Here is a 17,717-nt window from a genome sequence, read left to right as displayed (position 1 = left end):
CTGGTCATCCTCTATTGCCGTCGTTAACTATGTCGGCGTGTCGATAATCGAGGAACATCGCAGTCAGAAAGCGCCTTCGTTACCCGTGATCACACGGGTGCAGAGCTTCACCTTTGCCGGGATTGAGGCCATCCCGGTAACGGTTGAGGCCCATATTTCCGCCGGTATTCCCTCCTTCATCGTCGTTGGCCTCGCTGATAAAGCTGTTGGGGAAGCGCGGGAACGCGTGCGCTGCGCCTTTGCTTCTTTGGGCCTGGCCTTGCCGCCGAAACGCATTCTCGTCAACCTCGTCCCGGCTGACATCCCGAAAGAAGGGTCGCATTTCGACCTTCCCATCGCTCTGGCTTTGCTTTGCGGCATGGGTGTCATCCCGTCCGACGCGTTGGAGCAATGTGCGGCGCTGGGCGAATTATCACTGGATGGGCATATCAACCCGGTCTCCGGCGCCTTATCAGCGGCGATCTGCGCCGCGGAGAAAGATCTCTCCCTCATCTGCCCGGCCCCGCAAGGTCAGGAAGCGCAATGGGCCAGTGAGGAACTTCCGGTTTACGCGGCGGCGGACCTGACTCAGATGATCGCGCATTTTCAGGGGCGGCAGGTTCTTTCCGCCCCGGCCCCTCTGACCCTGCACCCACCTGCGCCGGAACCGGACCTTGCAGATGTCAAAGGCATGTCGGTCGGGCGTCGCGCCCTGGAGATCGCCGCCGCGGGTGGGCATTCACTTTTGATGATCGGCCCGCCTGGCGCCGGTAAATCGATGCTTGCCGCGCGCATGGCCTCTATCATGCCCGATCTTGACCGGCATCAAATATTACAGGTCAGCCGGATTTACAGTCTCAGCGGCCTTCTCAAAGATGGGCAGCTCATCACACGCCCACCTTTCCGGGACCCGCATCATTCCCTCTCCCTCCCGGCCCTGGCGGGTGGCGGCGCGCGGGCCCGACCGGGTGAAGTCAGCCTGGCGCAGCATGGTATTCTGTTTCTGGATGAGTTACCGGAATTCTCGCGCGCCTGTCTTGAGGCTTTGCGCCAGCCGATTGAAACCGGCACCATCACCGTGGCGCGCGCCGCCCATCACGTGACCTATCCCGCGCATTTCCAGCTTGTCGCGGCCATGAATCCCTGTCGCTGCGGCTATCTTGGTGATGCAGATCGCCAATGCCGCAAGGCCCCGCGCTGTGCGGAGGATTACACGGCCCGAATTTCCGGCCCGTTGATGGATCGCATGGACCTCGCTGTCTTCCTCAAACCCGCCACGCCGGTTGAGCTGACCCGCGCCGCCAAAGGTGAGGCGAGCGCGACGGTGCGCCAGCGTGTCGAAAGCGCACGCGCGCGGCAAATGGCGCGTCAGGGCGTCATCAATGCCCGCGCCAATTTTGAAGAGCTGAATCTCACAAAAGATGCGCGGTCCCGTTTAGAGCAGATCGGCACGAAATTACGCCTTTCCGCGCGTGCAATGACGCGGCTGGTCCGTGTGGGGCGCACCCTTGCGGACCTGGCCGACTCCCCCGCTCTGGAACCGACGCATCTGATGGAAGCGCTCGCCTTTCGGCACCGATAGACTCATTGCAACACCGCCATGGCGGTGGCGAGGTCCTCTTTAAGCGTTTCAGGGTCCTCAAGGCCGATCTGGAGGCGGAAGGCGGGGCCAGGCTGGTGATGATGGGTGTGATCGCGCACGATCCCCCCGGAAGTCGGCATGACAAGGCTCTCATACCCGCCCCATGATGCGCCGATGCTGAAAATTTTAAGCCGATCAATCATGGCCCGCATGGCGGCGTCGGTGATTTCCGGCCGCAATGCCACCCCGAAGAGACATCCCGCACCGCTGAAGTCGCGCAGCCAGTTATCATGCCCCGGGCAATCTTCCAGAGCCGGGTGCAGAACACGCGCGACCGGCGCGCAGGATTGCAGCCACCGGGCCATTCTGTAAGCGGTCAGTGCCTGTTTCTCGAGGCGGACAGTGAGGGTGCGCAAGCCTCGCAAGGTCAGCCAGCTCTCATCCGGATTGGCGCAGAGGCCAAGCTGGATCGCCGCATCTCTCAGCTTCACCCAGTCTTCCCGCGCATTGACGGTCACCGCCCCCAGAATAATATCGGAATGCCCGCCCGCATATTTCGTCAATGCCTGGACAGAAATATGCGCACCATGCGCGAAAGGCTGGAAGATGCCCAAGCCCCACGTATTATCGACAATAAGCTTTGCCTGCCCCGCAGCGGCAACGTCCGCGATCATCGGCACGTCCTGAACTTCAAAACTATGGCTGCCCGGGCTTTCAGCGACGATGATGCGAGTTTCAGGCCGCATCAAAGATTGCAATGTCTCTTTTGACGCCATTGGGGGATAAAAGCTGGTCTCCACACCGAAGCGTCGCAACATCGTTTTGGCGAAACGACGGGTCGGGCCGTAAATCGCGTCAGACATCAGCACGTGACTTCCGGCTTCCGTAAAAGCGAGAAGCGGCAAGGCACAGGCGGTCAGGCCGGAGCATACAGCCTGGCAGTCACTGCCGCCTTCAATCTCCGCGATCAGCCGTTCAAGAAGATGCTGATTCGGGTTGCCCATCGCACCATAAATCACCTCATGGTCATAGGTGCGATGGCCCTGCGCATGCATCGCCGCCAGACTCGGGAAAATGACGGTGGAGCCCCGCGCGACCGGCGCATTAATGAACTGCCCCCTCTCCGGCAATGAGTCGTGACGCCCCGCGCGCACGACCTTATCGGCAAAGCGGCTCCACCCTTCCGTGACTCGTCGTTCCATGGCATCCGTCATTGATGATGGTTTCCTCTCTTCAACCCGACCTTGCTGCCCATGTCGAAAACTCCGTCATGACACCTGATCATCCCAACCCTAACCTGCGTCCCGCCCGTCGGAAAATGGGAAATCCCACCGCGTGGCAAGATCCCATCTGGGAATAAATCTTGCGCATTCATGATTTTATGGTGGTGGATGCGCGTCAAGTGACAAAGTGCGAACGTCATCGCGCCGCATTGCGACGCCCCATTAAATCGATATTGCGCGAGGTAGGAGTTTGTCGGAGTGGATAAAATTGTGAATCGCGTTTTATTCTCTGAAAAATGTTATGGTGACCCGCGTTAAGAGATGAGCCAACGCCGGATGGCCGATCAAGTGAGGGACGGAGACAGCTCGTGACGACCGAACGCATCATGCTCGGCTTTTTACTCGTCGGCGTCGCTTATGGCTGCGGCGTCGTCCTCTGGCCGTTTCTTTCCGCCATCTTATGGGCAGCCATCCTGACATTTACGACGTGGCCCCTTTTCAAGCGCCTGCGGCGACGCATCCCCCCTGTCCTCGCAGCGGTGACGATGATGATCATCTGCGCCGTGGCCATTGTCCTCCCCCTCGCCCTGCTCACCTCAACCGGCATTCAGGACCTGCCCGCTGCAACGGCCAGCATCACGGCGGGGCTTGCCCATTTCCGCAAGAATGAGGCAGCCCCGTTATGGATCGCCCACATTCCTTATCTTGGCGGTAAATTGACGGCACTTTACACTGAGTGGACGCGGGATATTGGCAGTATCGGCGCGACAATCCGCCCCTATGCCGGCCAGATCGCGCGCTATACGATCTCTGTCCTGATCCAGATTGCCGGTGGGTTGGTTGAACTCGTCATGGCGTTGTTCATCGCGTTTTTCTTCTGGCTGAATGGCGACGCGTTGGGGCGCGTGATCACCGCGTTACTGCGCCGCGTCACGGGTGATTATGCTTATCGCCTGATTGATGTGATTGGCAGCGTGGTGCGTGGCACCGTCTACGGCATTCTCGGAACGGCAATCATTCAGGGCGTGCTGACCACGATCGGCATGATGCTTTGCGGCGTGCCGGAAGCCGGTCTGCTGGGTGGATGTGCGGCTTTCGTCGCTGTATTTCCGGTTGGCGCGCCGATTGTCTGGGTGCCGACGGCCTTATGGCTTATCCTGAATGGAAGCTGGGCCAAAGGGCTCTTCCTGGCCATTTATGGCGTTATTATTATTTCCGGTGCTGATCATATTATCCGCCCGGCCTTCGTTGCACGCGGCGCGCAACTCCCCTACCTGCTGACGGTACTGGGCGTGCTGGGCGGCGTCATCACGCTTGGCGGTGTCGGTATTTTCCTCGGGCCGGTGCTTCTAGGCGTCGGTTATACGTTGACGACGGAATTCGCCAGCGGCGCCTACACGCACACGCGGCCCGACACGCTGTGACATCCATTTCACCGCCCCTCGCCGTCCCCCCGCGCGATTCGACGCAGATTTATGCGGGTGATCACGTCAAAATCCTGAGTTGGAATCTGCTTCATGAGGTGGGTGCTCAGGTGCAGGAGGTTGTGGCGCTGATTGAGGCCGTCAAGCCGGATATCGTCCTGATGCAGGAGGCCGTCGCTGGACTCTCCGCTTTGACAGATCGCCTGGGCGGTCATTATGCGCGTTTCGCCTTGCCGGAACGCATTCACGGGCTGGCCTGCTGGAGCCGACACCCATTTTCCCGCGCGCCGGTGCGGTGTCGCCTGCCCTCGGGGCTGATTGTCCGGCGTCACGCCCAGATCATTGATTTCGGGAGTTTTTCCATCGCGAATGTGCATTTGTCGCATGGGCAAATTCTCAATCGGCGCCAATTGCGCCACCTTGTGCCGATGTTACGTAACCAGGCCATCATTATGGGTGATTTCAACCTCGTTGGCCCCACCCTTCTCCCACAATTTCAGGATGTGGGGCCGCGCGCGCCGACCCATCGCATGGCGGAGATCTTCCCCATCCGCATCGACCGGTGCCTGGTGCGCGGGATGCATCTCATGAATCATCAGATATTGCCGAATTTCAGCTCCGACCATCATCCGATTTTCGTCAAGCTCGGCCTTGATGCCCCGCCGCGCCATTAAGCGCGCCGCATCTCACAGATAAGGCGTCAAAAGACGAATGGCCGCGTTACGCACACGTTTAAGGAACGGGATGGACTTCAGATAGGCGGTTGTCAGGCGGTTTGCCTTATGAGAATCGATAAAATGCGCGAGACTTTCAGCCAGGCGCGCATCGTAAGCTTCGAGATTGATCTCAAAATTAAGCCGCAGACTGCGGAGGTCCATATTGCTGCTGCCGACAAAACACCATGTCGAATCGCACACCAGTAATTTGGCGTGATTAAAAGGTGGCTTCGCAAGCCAGATGGCGCATCCAGCCTGCAGAAACGGGCCGAGACTGGCATCACGCGCATAATCAATAATGCGGTGATTGCCGCGTTTCGGGATCACGATATCCACTTTGACGCCGCGCAGGGCAGCGAGGCAGATTTCCGTCGTCAGACGTTCCCCCGGCAGAAAATAAGGCGTCATGATACGCACATGATGTTGTGCCAGCGTCAGCGCCTGAAGAATGGCATATTCGATTTTCTCAAGATCATCATCCGGTCCCGCCGTGACGATGCGCAGGGGGACATCGCCTTCGGCAGACGCTTCAGGAAAATATTTTGATCCTTCCAGTTCTTCCCCGACCGTGAAAGACCAGTCCCGCGCAAAGGCTTCCGTCAATTGCTGCACGACAGGTCCGCGCAGGGCGAAATGCGTGTCCGCCACGCGTTTCCGCGCCGCGCCGGTCAGCAGATTTTCAGCGCCGATATTCACACCGCCGAGGAAGCCGACAGCTCCATCCGTCACGAGGATTTTGCGATGATTGCGGAGATTGATGAAAGGCATGCGCCAGGGCAGGAAGGAATGCATGAAGCGCGCATGACGTATTCCGGCGCGCGATAGGGCGCGAGCGATCCCGCTATAGAAATAACCACTCCCGATCCCGTCAATCAGGACGCGCACCTCCACCCCCCGCGCCCTGGCCCGCTTCAAGGCGGCGACGAATCTCTGCCCCACCTCATCCGCCCGGAAAATATAGGAGCAGAGCAGAACAGAATTCTGCGCGGCGTCGATGGCGGCGATCATCTGAGGGTAGATGCCTTCACCATTATGCAGACACGCGATGGTGTTCCCACCCAGAAGCGGACGCTCCGTCAGGCGTGAGAGCATGGAGGCCAGGGGCGCGTAACGCCCCTCCACCGCGTGGCGATGTTCCATCAAACGGTCGCGGCCCGGCCAGCGATGCTCCAGCACAAGCCGCTGCGCCCGGCGACGCACACGATTAATGCCGAACATCGTATAGAGCACCGCGCCGGTAAATGGCATGAAGCAGCAAAAGCCGATCCACCCCACGGCGGCCGACGTGTCGTGCTTCGTGCGAAGCACATGCAGAACGACGATAAGCGTGACCGCAAGGCGACAGGTCAGGAAACCAATGTCCGGCGTCGTTAAAATCTGTGTCATCCCGAAACCACCCCGACATGAACAGGCGCAAGGCACCTGATTACCGGTAAAATCGCCCGGACTCTGAAAGCGGCTTCTTCATCAACGGGGGAAATATGTTTATGCAGGAAGGATGACAATAGGGCAAATAACGACCGCAACGAAACCTAAACGTCAATTTTATCACCTCCCTGAAGAATCTTGTCCCTATCTTGAGGGGCAAAGAGAGCGAAAGCGCGTGACTCTGCTGCAAGGCCCGCATGTCGCAGCGGATATGAGTGAGCTGACATTGCGCGGCTATCGACGCATGTTTGATGTCGCTTTCTCGCCAGATTGTGTGATGTGTCGCGCCTGCCTGCCCCTTCGCCTGCCCGTCGCAATATTCACGCCCTCCCGACAGCAGAAACGCGTATTGCGGACGCATCGTGACCTCACCTGCCGAGAATCATCACGGGGCGCAACGCTGGAGCAATATCATCTTTTCCAGAGATATCAGCGTGTCCGGCATCCATCAGGCGCCATGCGGGAGATGAATTTTGATGCTTATCGCGACATTGTGGAATGCAGCCCCGTCCCGTCCATTGTCCTTGAATTTCGTGCAATGGACGGGGCGCTCGTCTGCGTTTCGCTGATCGACATCATGTCCTGCGGCATTTCGGCAATCTATAATTTTTACGTGCCGGACTGCCCGCACCGATCCTTCGGGATCTTCGCGATTCTCCAACTGATCGCTCTGACCCGGCAACGAGATTTGCCGCATCTCTATCTTGGCAACTGGGTCGCGGCGAGTGCCAAAATGGCGTATAAATCATCATTCCGCCCGGCGGAAATCTTCCAGGATAATGGCTGGCGCCCGCTCGACGCCCCCTTCTCGCATCCTAAAGACGTTCGGCGGTAGGAAAAACGCGTCAGAAGAGTTAGGCGCGCCGTTAAATCGGCTTCATCCAGACGGGCGCGGGGCGGCCCTGCAAGGCCCGCCGCCCGACCAGTCCATCGAGATCCGCCGCCACGCGACGTTTCTGCCCCTCTGCCCAGATCAACCCCTCCGCCAAATCCATAACCCTGATATCCGCCAGCCCGCCATGTGCGAATTTCTGCAATGTCACACCCTGACCGCGTGAAAGGACGGGCACCTGGTCAAGCGGGAAAATCAGGGCGCGCCGGTTTTCACCCAATGTCAGCACATGCGTCCCCGCCGCCTTGATGCACGCAAAAACCGCATCACCGTCACGGAGATTGACAAGCTGCTTGCCGGTTCGTTTCTCCGCAATAAGGTCTTGATGGGTGATGACCAGTCCCCGGCCGGATCGGGTTGCGATGAGTTGCCTGCCATCACCCTCAATGACGAAGAGGGAAACAACATCCGCATCCTGCGGAATATCCGCGAGTAGACGAATAGGCTGGCCGTAGCCCCGCCCGCGCGGCAATTCCGCCGCCTTGATCGTGAAAGCGCGCCCGTCAGAGGTGAGGATGCAGATGCGCTGGGTGCTCTGACAGGCGACCTGCTGACGGAAACCATCGCCTTCCTTGAATTTATGGCTCTCAACTTCAATGCCATGGCCACGTACGGCGCGTATCCACCCTTCGCGGGACAGGATGATGGTGAGAGGTTCCTTCTCAACCTCTTCCGCGGAGGACAAATCAATTGAAGGAGGGGGCGCGTCAATCATGGTGCGCCGGGGGCCATAAGGCCCTTTCGCGAAAACGCGGGTCGTCTCCTCAAGCTCTTTCGAAATGCGCGTCCAGCGCCTTCTCTCACTATCGAGCAGCGCCTTTAAACTTGTCTGCTCCGTCGCCAACCCATCGCGCTCCTTGCGGATTTCCATCTCCTCCAGCTTGCGGAGGGAACGAAGACGCATATTGAGGACATATTCCGTCTGCAATTCCGTCAGCCCGAAAGCATCTTTGAGACTTTGCTTAGGGTCATCCTCCTCCCGGATGATGCGGATCACTTCATCAAGATTGAGGTAGACGGCAAGAAAGCCTTCCAGAATTTCAAGCCGTTTCTCAACCGCATTCAGGCGATATTGAGACCTACGCTTGAGAACTTCATGACGATGGTCAAGCCAGTGGCGCAGAATTTCCTTCAGCCCCATCACACGCGGTACGCGCTCCGCGTCCAGGACATTCATATTCAGGCTGAAACGACTCTCAAGTGCGCTCTGCCGGAATAATGTTTCCATCAGCACATCCGGGTTGGCGGTCTTGGATTTAGGCTCCAGCACGAGACGAATATCCGTTGTGCTTTCATCCCGGATGTCCGCAAGGAGGGGGAGTTTCCGTTGCTCGAGAAGTTCAGCAATCTGCTCGATCAATCTGGATTTCTGCACCTGATAGGGGATTTCCGTCACGATGATGGTCCAGGAGCCGAAACGTCCATGCTCCTGACTCCATTTGGCCCGCGTCCTTAAACTGCCGCGCCCGGTTTCATAAGCCTGTAAAATGGTCTCCGGATCTTCAACAAGGCGCCCACCCGTGGGAAAATCGGGGCCGGGGACGAAAGCCATGAGGTCACGCGTTGTGGCATGGGGCGTTTTGATGAGATGCGCCGCCGCCTGACATAATTCGGCGGCATTATGCGGTGGAATGCTGGTGGCCATCCCGACAGCGATCCCGGCAGCCCCATTGGCGAGAAGGTTGGGAAAGGCACCCGGCATTACCACCGGCTCACTCTCTTCATTATCGTAAGTCGGTCGGAAGTCGACCGTGTCCTCACCGATCCCATCCAGAAGCGCCGAGGCAAAAACGGTCAGGCGTGATTCCGTGTAACGCATGGCCGCGGCATTATCACCGTCGATCGACCCGAAATTGCCCTGCCCTTCAACAAGCGGGTAGCGCACGGCGAAATCCTGCGCCAGGCGGACGAGCGCTTCATAAACCGAGGCATCTCCGTGAGGGTGGAATTTACCGATCACATCCCCGACCACGCGCGCGCATTTCTTAAAGCCGGAAGTCGGGTCAAGCTTCAATTGATGCATGGCGTAAAGCAGGCGACGATGGACCGGTTTGAGGCCGTCCCGCACATCCGGTAGAGAGCGCGCCATGATGGTGGACATGGCGTAAGCGAGATAGCGCTCACTCAGCGCCTCGGAAAGTCGGGCATCCTCGATCCGCCCCGCAGCATCACTTTCCATCCCGACCTCTCCTTATCTCACGGCAATACGCGCCTTGCTGACATAAATGCCAGTAGATGCGGGCTGTTTCAATCTTGCGCTGTGTTCTCTGCCGTTCCGTTAAAATCAGGCACCGCTTTTTCGAGCCGATCCTGTAAAAGCTGGCGCGGCGAAGGGATCGGGAGGTGCCGCGCGCCGAATACATGTTGCGCAAGGAAATAAGCCGTCAGGCGCGCGCCATCCCGTATCTCCCGGGCAGTGACGGGCGCGTCCGACGGCGTGCCGGACGTCATCAGCATAAATTCAGGCAGGGGCAGGAGGCGGTCACGCCATTTCCCGGCAGCATCCGCAGAAACAGCGCGCCCGGATTTCGGCGAGACGTAAGCGAGATTTTCTGTCGTACCCGTCACGGCGCAGGATGATAAATCCAGCCCGAAACCGGCTGCCTGCAGCAACGCACACTCCCACCGCAAATAGGCCATCGACGCCGCATCCCCCTGGCCGCGCGTCAAAGCAACGAGCGTTGAGACGGTTTCGGCAAAGAAACCGGGCTGGGGCTCCCCCTCCGGCAGCGCCTGGTCAGTCAACGCGGCCAGCGCATTGACCATGGCAAGGATGGCGGGGCGATCCATGAGGAATGCTGCTGTTTCCAGCATCGTCTCACCGCTGACCTGCGGAAGTTGCGAAGGTAAACGGGACGTATAATGGCATGAGATAAGGGCGCCGGCCTGCCAGATTGCGGCCTGACGCCTTGATGCGCCGCCATGGACATAGGCGGCGATACGGCCAAGCTCAGCCGTGTAAAGATGAACGATGGCGGCGCCTTCACCATAGCGCCGACATGAGAGGGCGATGGCAGAGCAATCAAGCTGCATCTGCCATCATCCATCGATCATTTGCCGGGCTTTTATTTGCCCGCTGCAGCCGCGACTTCTGCCGCAAAGTCGCTCGATTCCTTCTCGATCCCTTCACCGAGTTGGAAGCGCTCAAACGCAAGAAGCTTAGCGCCCGCCGTTTCCACGATCTTCGCGACGCGTGTGGCACCATCATGAACCCAGACCTGCTCAAGAAGAACAACTTCTTCATAGAACTTCCGGATGCGGCCTTCGATCATTTTCTCGATTACCGCTTCAGGGCGGCCGGATTGCTTCGCCTGCTCAACAAGCACGGCTTTTTCCCGCTCGACCGTCTCCGGGTCCATCGAGGCGACATCGACGGCGTTGGGACGCGTCGCCGCGACATGCATGCCGATCTGACGGCCCAGCGTCAGGATCGCCTCGCTCTCCGACTCAGCCTCAAGCGCCGCCAGCACGCCGATTTTGCCAAGGCCCGGCTTCAGCGCACCATGGACGTAACTCGCCACGACACCTTTCGGGACGCTCAGCACGCGGGCGCGACGCAGCGCCATGTTCTCACCGATCGTTGCGATCAGATGGGTCAGCTCATCCGCCACGCTGCGGCCGGATTTCAGCTTATATTGTTTGATCGTCTCAAGATCGTCACCGACCTCAAGCGCGACATGCGCGACGGCAACGACGAAATCCTGAAACGCCTCATTACGCGCCACGAAATCGGTTTCCGCATTGACCTCAACAATCGCGGCTTTTTTATCTCCTGACGCGACGGCAACGAGGCCCTCCGCCGTGGTGCGGCCCGATTTTTTCGCGGCCTGGGACAGGCCTTTCGTGCGGAGCCAGTCGATTGCGCCTTCCATATCGCCATTGGCTTCGGTCAGCGCTTTTTTGCAATCCATCATCCCCGCGCCGGTTTTCTCGCGGAGTTCGCGCACCAGAGCTGCCGTGATTTCAGCCATATCCCTCTTTCCTTCAGATAGAAACGGCGCGCCTCGGCCGATCGCGGCGGGCGCGCCATTATGATGATGTCAGCGCCCGCAGGCGCCGATGCCAATCAGGCTGAAGCCGCCTCGCCCGCAGCCTCTTCCGTCGCCGCCACGGCTTCTTCCGTCGGCAGCTCTTCCGAAGCACCGACATCAACGCCGGATGCCGCCATCTCCGCGGAGATACCATCAAGGACGGACCGCGCCACAAGGTCACAATAAGTCGTGATGGCACGGATGGCGTCGTCATTACCCGGGATGGGGTAGGTCACGCCCGCAGGGTCCGAATTACTATCGAGGATGGCCACGACCGGAATGCCCAGTTTATTGGCTTCCTCAATCGCGAGCTTCTCCTTATTTGTGTCGATCACAAACAGGATATCGGGCAGGCCGCCCATTTCCTTGATACCGCCGAGGGAGCGCTCAAGCTTTTCCCGGTCGCGCGTGATGTCAAGGACTTCTTTTTTGGTCAGCCCCATTGTGTCGCCCGCAAGGGTTTCATCGATCTGGCGCAGACGTTTGATGGAGCCGGTGATGGTCTTCCAGTTCGTCAACATGCCGCCGAGCCAGCGGTGATTGACGTAATATTGTCCGCAACGCTGTGCCGCCTCAGCAACATGCTCTGCCGCAGCGCGCTTCGTGCCGACGAAGAGCACACGCCCCCCGCTCGCAACCGTATCGCGCACGGCCCGCAAGGCGCGGTCCAGCATCGGGACGGTCTGCTGAAGGTCAATGATATGAACCTGGTTGCGCACCCCGAAAAGATAGGGGGCCATGGCCGGGTTCCAACGACGTGTGTGGTGACCAAAATGCACGCCAGCTTCCAAAAGCTGACGCATGGTGAATTCGGGCATCGCCATGTGGCTGATCCTTTTCTCTGGTTAAACCTCCGCATGATTTGCCCCGAAAGGAGCACCAGAAATTCTGCTTCATGCGTGCGAATTACGCGCCTTTACGGGCGCATGGGGCTGATATAGCGGCAAAAGGCGGTTATTTCAAGCGGGATCGGCACCGTGATCCGTGATGTTTGCGGCTCTACAGGTGATCAACCCGCTCCACCCCGCGCACCGCATCGATCCGCTCCCCCATGCGGGGTGTGACGCGATAAGAGGCGGGTAAGGTGATGTCGACAGCGCGCAGATCATCCAATACGGGCACGAGCACAACTTTGCCGCGCCCGCCTTTTGCCTGTTCCAACACGCTCTTGATTTCTTCAATCGCCGCGATGTCACTGACCCAGACGCGCATTTCACCAGCATGTTGCGCCGCGGCATCCTCAAGGTCCATGACCTCCGTCGCGGTCAAGCGCAGGGCCTCGCCATCCTGCCGCAAGTCTGCCGTCACCATCACTGCCCGCCCCGGCACCAGCAGGTCACGGCAGCGATTCAGCACTTCGGAAAATAACGTGACCTCACACCCTCCTGTCGGGTCGGAAAGGCGGAGCCACGCCATTTTACTGCCGCTGCGCGTCGGGCGCTCTTTTTTATCAACAACACATCCCGCAATCCGCACCCGCCCGGGATTGGCCGCCGCTGCGGCGGCGAGGCTGGCAGATGTCAGCGCTTTCGTGCGCTTGATGACGGAGAGGTAGGCATCCAATGGGTGGCCGGTCATGTGGAAACCCACCGCCTCGGCTTCAGAAGCCAGGCGTTCAAACGCCGTCCAGGGTTTGACATGGGCCAGACGCAGGTCATCCGCCTCCGGCGCGCCGCCAAACAACCCGATCTGACCGGACGCCGCCTCCTGCGTCTGGGACTGGCTCCGCCGCATGATCGTCTCAGCACTGGCAAAGACGGCGGCGCGGTCCGGGTGGAGGCTGTCAAACGCCCCGGCTTTCGCCAGATTCTCAATCTGCGCCTTATTCAGCGCGCGCGCATCGCAACGCGCCGTGAAATCCGCAATATCCCGGAAAGCCCGATCCCCACGGGCCTGAACAAGCGTCTCCATCGCCGCGAACCCGACGCGTTTAACCGCCGCAAGGGCGTAACGCACGGCGTAACTGCCATCTTTCTGCTTCTCAATGGAGAAATCAGCTTCGGAGCGATTAATATCCACGGGCAAAACGGAAATGCCCATATGGCGCGCTTCCTGACACAAAGCCGCGAGCTTCTCCGTTTTTTCCCGCGCGAGTGACATGCATCCCGCTATGAAGGCCACGGGGTGGTTCGCCTTCATCCATGCTGTCTGATAGGAAACCAGTGCGTAAGCGGCCGCGTGAGATTTATTAAAGCCGTAATCCGCAAATCGCGCCATTAAATCGAAGATTTCAGCAGCCTGTCCCGCCTCAACGCCGCGCGCTGTCGCCCCGGCGACGAAAATCTCCCGCTGCGTGTCCATTTCCGACCGGATCTTTTTCCCCATGGCCCGCCGCAGAAGGTCCGCGGCGCCGAGGCTGTATCCCGCCAGTTTCTGCGCAATCTGCATCACCTGTTCCTGATACACCATGATGCCGTATGTCTCTTCGAGGATATCGCGAATATCCTCATGGGGCGGGGCCCAGTCGGCACCGTGCTTGCGCAGGCAGTAATCCGGGATATTGGCCATCGGGCCCGGACGGTAGAGCGCCACGGCGGCAATGAGATCTTCAAATCTTGTCGGGCGCATCTGTTTCAGCACGTCGCGCATCCCCGCGCCTTCGAACTGGAACACGCCACCGGAATCGCCACGGGCCAGCATGGCGTAAGTCGGTGCATCATCGAGGGGGATGTCGGTGATATCCACGTCGATCCCCTGCTGGTGCAGAAAGCGAACACCGCGTTTGAGGATGGTCAGCGTTGTCAGGCCAAGGAAATCAAATTTCACCAACCCGGCCTGCTCAACAAATTTCATGTTGAACTGCGTGACGAGCATGTCGCTTTTCGGGTCTCGGTAAAGCGGGACGAGTTCAACGAGGGGGCGATCCCCGATCACGACACCGGCCGCATGGGTCGAGGCATGGCGGAACAGCCCCTCCAATTGGAGCGCGATTTCAAGCAGGCGGCGCAATGTCTCGTCATTATCGCGCATTTCCTGCAGGCGCGGCTCGCCATCAATGGCCTGACTCAATGTGACGGGTTTGGCCGGGTTATTCGGGATCAGCTCCGCGACGCGGTTGACCATCCCGAATGGCAGGCCAAGCACGCGCCCGACATCCCTCACCGCCGCACGCGCCTGTAATTTACCGAACGTGATGATCTGCGCGACGCGTTCCCCCCCATATTCCCCGCGCACATAGCGGATCACCTCATCACGCCGGTCCTGACAGAAATCGATATCGAAATCCGGCATGGAAACGCGCTCAGGGTTGAGGAAGCGTTCAAAGAGGAGATTGAATGGAATGGGGTCGAGATCGGTGATCGTCAAAGCCCACGCCACGAGTGACCCCGCGCCCGAACCACGCCCCGGCCCAACCGGGATGTCATGACTTTTCGCCCATTGGATGAAGTCCGCAACGATCAGAAAGTAACCCGGGAAACCCATGGATTGGATAATATCGAGTTCCGTCTCCAATCTCTCAACATAAAGGGCGCGTTTTTCCGCTGATAATTGTCGGCGTGCCAGACGCGCTTCCAGCCCTTCCCGCGCCATTTTGCGGAGCGTCTCATCCTCATTGGCGCCTTTATCCACTTTGGGGCAGACAGGCAGGAGCGGGTCACGCGTATCGACTGCCACGGCGCAGCGGCGAGCGATCATCAGCGTATTATCGCAAGCCTCGGGGAGGTCCGCGAAGATTTTACGCATTTCAGACGGTGGTTTGAACCAATGCTGGTCCGTTACGCGCCAGCGATCATCCTCCGCCATGGTGCGCCCTTGCGCGATGCAAAGTAAGGCATCATGGGCCTCATACATTTGCGGACGCGCGAAAAAACACTCATTCGTGGCGACAAGCGGCAGGCTGAATCGGTCCGCCAGGGCGACCAGACCTGGCTCCACCGCCTGCTCCTGCGCGTGGCCATGCCGATGGAGTTCGATCGCCATATTATCTTTAAAGTGCGATGTGAGGGTCTGGAGGAGCGCCGTCGCCTCATCTTCCATGCCCGCCGCAAGCAGGCGGAAAAGCCGCCCGCGCGTGCCCCCCGTCAGCAGAAATAACCCTTCAGCGCGGGCGCAGATCGCCTCCAGCGATAGAGTCGGGTCACCAGGGTCCGACGTCAAAAAGCCTTCGGAGGAGAGGAATTGGAGATTCTCCAACCCTTTTTCATTGCGGGCAAGGAGGACGAGCGTTTCTGAGAGTTGCGCCGTCGCGGCCGGGTCGTCCAATGTGAGGGAGAGCTGACATCCGATAATCGGCTGCACGCCCTTTTTGACCGCATATTGCGAAAATTCGAGGGCGCCGAAGAGATTGCCCGTATCCGTCAGCGCCAGCGCCGGCATCGCACTTTCGACGGCCAGATCGACCAGATCCGGTATCCGAATCGCCCCCTGACTGAGGGAGTAGGCAGAGTGATTACGGAGGTGAACGAAATCGGCATGTGACATGACGTCACAATATCAGACACACGCGCCCGACGGCATCAAAATCGTGCGCGGAATGTCATCGCCCCGGTGACGCCGCGAGTCTGCGGAAGGGGCTGCTCAGACGGTGTGAAGTTTCCCGTCCTGCAAGGCGATGACGCGGTCCATGCGTCGGGCCAGCGCCTCATTATGGGTCGCGATCAACGCCGTTGCGCGCGCTTTGCGCACCACCTCCAGCAGGTTATCAAAAACGAGGTCAGATGTTTTGCCGTCGAGATTTCCCGTCGGCTCATCAGCGAGGATAATTTTGGGGTGATTGGCCAGGGCGCGGGCAATCGCCACGCGCTGTTTCTCCCCGCCGGAGAGGCGACCGGGTAGATGGTCCTGACGATGAGACAGGCCGAATTGCGCGAGCAGATCCGCTGCATTTCTGCGCGCGACCGAAGCCGGCACACGCCCGATACGTTGAGGGAGCACGACATTCTCCAGCGCGGTGAATTCAGCGAGGAGGTGATGGAATTGGTAGACAAACCCGATTTCATCCCGGCGCAGGGCTGAACGCTCCGCATCGTAGAAGCGCGTTACGTCGCGCCCTGCAATCGCGATCTGTCCCGCATCGGGGCGCTCCAGCAATCCGGCAATATGCAGCAAGGTCGATTTCCCTGTCCCGCTGGGGGCGATGAGCGCGACGATTTCGCCCTCCTGGAGGGTGATCGATGCCCCATCAAGGACGCGCAGTTTTTCATCGCCGGACTCGTAAATTTTGACGATGTTGGAGAGGGAGAAAACGGGCGGCTCACTCATGACGCAAAGCCTCGACCGGGTCCGTCCGCGCTGCCCGCCAGGCGGGGTAAAGGGTGGCGCTGAATGACAGAATGAGTGAGAGGACAAGCACATCCATAACCTGAGACCAGACAAGATGTGCGGGCAGATGCTCAAGATAGTAAAATTCGGGATTGAAGAGATTTGTGTGGGTCAGATGCTCAATGCCATGTTGGATGCGCTCAATATTGAGGCAGAAAACGACACCGATGATAAAGCCGATCATCGTGCCGCAAACCCCGACAGAGGCGCCGCACATCAGGAAAATGCGCATGATCGCGCCGCGCGTCGCACCCAGCGTGCGCAACACCGCAATATCCCGCGTTTTATCCTTAACCATCATGATCATGGAGGAAATCACATTAAAGGCCGCGACAAGGATGATCAGCGTCAGGATCAGAAACATGACATTCTGCTGCACATCCAACGCGCCGAGAAAAGCATTATTGCTGCGCGTCCAATCCATGACGCGCAATTGCGGGTCACCCAGTCGCTGCGCTATTTCACGGCCGACCGCCCGGGCCTTCATCGGGTCATCCAGCCCGACTTGAATGAAGGACACGCCGTTGGGCGTCATCAGAAATTTCTGCGCCGCCTCCAATGGCAGGAAGACAATGCTGGAGTCATAATCATTCACCCCGGCATCGAAAATAAGGGAAACCGTGTAACTTCGGATGCGTGGCATGGTGCCGAAGGGCGTTGCGCGTCCCTGGGGGGAAAGCAGCGTCACTTTGCTGCCAAGTTGCAGCCCTGATTTCGTCGATAAAGCCGCCCCGATGGCGATGGCGTCCGGCCCGTGAAAATCCTCCAGCCGTCCGGCGACGATATTATCGCTTAAAGCATGAAGCGCGGCGAAATCACCTGCTGAGATGCCGCGCATCAAACCGCCAGCACTATAGCCCGCAGCGTCGAGCAATATCGTCCCCTCTGCCATGGGCGTGACGCGCGTAACGCCTTTGATCGCGCGGATCCGGGCGACATCGTCCTGATAGGCGGTAATGACATGGCGGCCTGAGTAAATATTCAGCTCACCATTTAAACCGAGGACGCGGGACATCAGGTCATCACGGAAACCATTCATGACCGCCATGACGATGATCAGCGTCGCCACGCCCAATGCAATGCCGATGAGAGAGAAAATCGCGATGATCGACACAAAGCGCTCACCCCTTCGGGCGCGCAAATATCTCCCCGCGACACTTCTCTCAAAAGCATTGAACAT

13 protein-coding genes are annotated in these 17,717 nt (G+C 59.0%); 4 read left to right on the top strand and 9 right to left on the bottom strand.

Annotation, left to right across the window (positions count from 1 at the left end; genetic code table 11):
- Nucleotides 1-85: 85 nt before the first annotated feature.
- Nucleotides 86-1,561: a YifB family Mg chelatase-like AAA ATPase gene (locus tag N5W20_RS02470; RefSeq protein ID WP_319807347.1), complete on the top strand. Its 1,476-nt coding sequence runs from the start codon at nt 86-88 to the stop codon at nt 1,559-1,561.
- 2 nt (nt 1,562-1,563) lie between these two features.
- Here N5W20_RS02470 and metC read toward each other — a convergent pair whose 3' ends face one another.
- A complete protein-coding gene (gene metC / locus N5W20_RS02465; protein WP_319807346.1) occupies nt 1,564-2,775 on the bottom strand; it encodes a cystathionine beta-lyase in 1,212 nt (403 codons plus the stop codon).
- 377 nt (nt 2,776-3,152) lie between these two features.
- Between metC and N5W20_RS02460 the strand changes: the two genes are divergently transcribed.
- A complete protein-coding gene (locus N5W20_RS02460; RefSeq protein ID WP_319807345.1) occupies nt 3,153-4,208 on the top strand; it encodes an AI-2E family transporter in 1,056 nt (351 codons plus the stop codon).
- Nucleotides 4,209-4,213: 5 nt separating this feature from the next.
- A complete protein-coding gene (locus N5W20_RS02455; RefSeq protein ID WP_408869431.1) occupies nt 4,214-4,882 on the top strand; it encodes an endonuclease/exonuclease/phosphatase family protein in 669 nt (222 codons plus the stop codon).
- Between the two features lie 12 nt (nt 4,883-4,894).
- Here the strand turns inward: N5W20_RS02455 and N5W20_RS02450 are convergent, their stop codons facing one another.
- Nucleotides 4,895-6,310, bottom strand: a complete 1,416-nt coding sequence (locus N5W20_RS02450) for a phospholipase D-like domain-containing protein (protein WP_319807343.1) — start codon at nt 6,308-6,310, stop codon at nt 4,895-4,897.
- Between the two features lie 112 nt (nt 6,311-6,422).
- On the opposite strand from N5W20_RS02450, the gene N5W20_RS02445 reads away from it, so the two are divergent.
- Nucleotides 6,423-7,187: an arginyltransferase gene (locus N5W20_RS02445; protein ID WP_319807342.1), complete on the top strand. Its 765-nt coding sequence runs from the start codon at nt 6,423-6,425 to the stop codon at nt 7,185-7,187.
- Between the two features lie 31 nt (nt 7,188-7,218).
- Here N5W20_RS02445 and parC read toward each other — a convergent pair whose 3' ends face one another.
- From parC to N5W20_RS02410, 7 genes are all read right to left on the bottom strand, one after another.
- Nucleotides 7,219-9,423 (bottom strand): DNA topoisomerase IV subunit A, encoded by a 2,205-nt coding sequence (parC, locus tag N5W20_RS02440; RefSeq protein WP_319807341.1) that lies wholly within the window; start codon nt 9,421-9,423, stop codon nt 7,219-7,221.
- A 68-nt stretch (nt 9,424-9,491) separates the two neighbouring features.
- Nucleotides 9,492-10,277, bottom strand: coding sequence for a DNA repair protein RecO (recO, locus tag N5W20_RS02435; protein ID WP_319807340.1), 786 nt, complete (start codon nt 10,275-10,277; stop codon nt 9,492-9,494).
- A gap of 32 nt (nt 10,278-10,309) precedes the next feature.
- Nucleotides 10,310-11,215, bottom strand: coding sequence for a translation elongation factor Ts (tsf, locus tag N5W20_RS02430; protein WP_319807339.1), 906 nt, complete (start codon nt 11,213-11,215; stop codon nt 10,310-10,312).
- A 95-nt stretch (nt 11,216-11,310) separates the two neighbouring features.
- A complete protein-coding gene (gene rpsB / locus N5W20_RS02425) occupies nt 11,311-12,099 on the bottom strand; it encodes a 30S ribosomal protein S2 (RefSeq protein WP_319807338.1) in 789 nt (262 codons plus the stop codon).
- 175 nt (nt 12,100-12,274) lie between these two features.
- A complete protein-coding gene (gene dnaE, locus N5W20_RS02420; RefSeq protein WP_319807337.1) occupies nt 12,275-15,697 on the bottom strand; it encodes a DNA polymerase III subunit alpha in 3,423 nt (1,140 codons plus the stop codon).
- A gap of 96 nt (nt 15,698-15,793) precedes the next feature.
- Nucleotides 15,794-16,477 (bottom strand): ABC transporter ATP-binding protein, encoded by a 684-nt coding sequence (locus N5W20_RS02415; protein ID WP_319807336.1) that lies wholly within the window; start codon nt 16,475-16,477, stop codon nt 15,794-15,796.
- On the bottom strand, nt 16,470-17,717 hold the full coding sequence (locus N5W20_RS02410; protein WP_319807335.1) for a lipoprotein-releasing ABC transporter permease subunit: 1,248 nt from the start codon (nt 17,715-17,717) through the stop codon (nt 16,470-16,472). Before N5W20_RS02410 ends, N5W20_RS02415 begins: the two co-directional genes overlap by 8 nt.

This window comes from Candidatus Kirkpatrickella diaphorinae (assembly GCF_025736875.1).
Taxonomy (GTDB): Bacteria; Pseudomonadota; Alphaproteobacteria; order Acetobacterales; family Acetobacteraceae; genus Sorlinia; species Sorlinia diaphorinae.
This window is presented reverse-complemented; position numbering and strand designations above follow the sequence as displayed.

Bases quoted from the DNA above. Each gene is read 5' to 3' on its own strand.
- parC (WP_319807341.1), bottom strand. From the start codon at position 9,423: ATGGAAAGTGATGCTGCGGGGCGGATCGAGGATGCCCGACTTTCCGAG.
- rpsB (WP_319807338.1), bottom strand. From the start codon at position 12,099: ATGGCGATGCCCGAATTCACCATGCGTCAGCTTTTGGAAGCTGGCGTG.
- tsf (WP_319807339.1), bottom strand. From the start codon at position 11,215: ATGGCTGAAATCACGGCAGCTCTGGTGCGCGAACTCCGCGAGAAAACC.
- recO (WP_319807340.1), bottom strand. From the start codon at position 10,277: ATGCAGCTTGATTGCTCTGCCATCGCCCTCTCATGTCGGCGCTATGGT.
- N5W20_RS02445 (WP_319807342.1), top strand. From the start codon at position 6,423: ATGACAATAGGGCAAATAACGACCGCAACGAAACCTAAACGTCAATTT.
- dnaE (WP_319807337.1), bottom strand. From the start codon at position 15,697: ATGTCACATGCCGATTTCGTTCACCTCCGTAATCACTCTGCCTACTCC.
- N5W20_RS02410 (WP_319807335.1), bottom strand. From the start codon at position 17,717: ATGTTCAATGCTTTTGAGAGAAGTGTCGCGGGGAGATATTTGCGCGCC.
- N5W20_RS02415 (WP_319807336.1), bottom strand. From the start codon at position 16,477: ATGAGTGAGCCGCCCGTTTTCTCCCTCTCCAACATCGTCAAAATTTAC.
- metC (WP_319807346.1), bottom strand. From the start codon at position 2,775: ATGACGGATGCCATGGAACGACGAGTCACGGAAGGGTGGAGCCGCTTT.
- N5W20_RS02450 (WP_319807343.1), bottom strand. From the start codon at position 6,310: ATGACACAGATTTTAACGACGCCGGACATTGGTTTCCTGACCTGTCGC.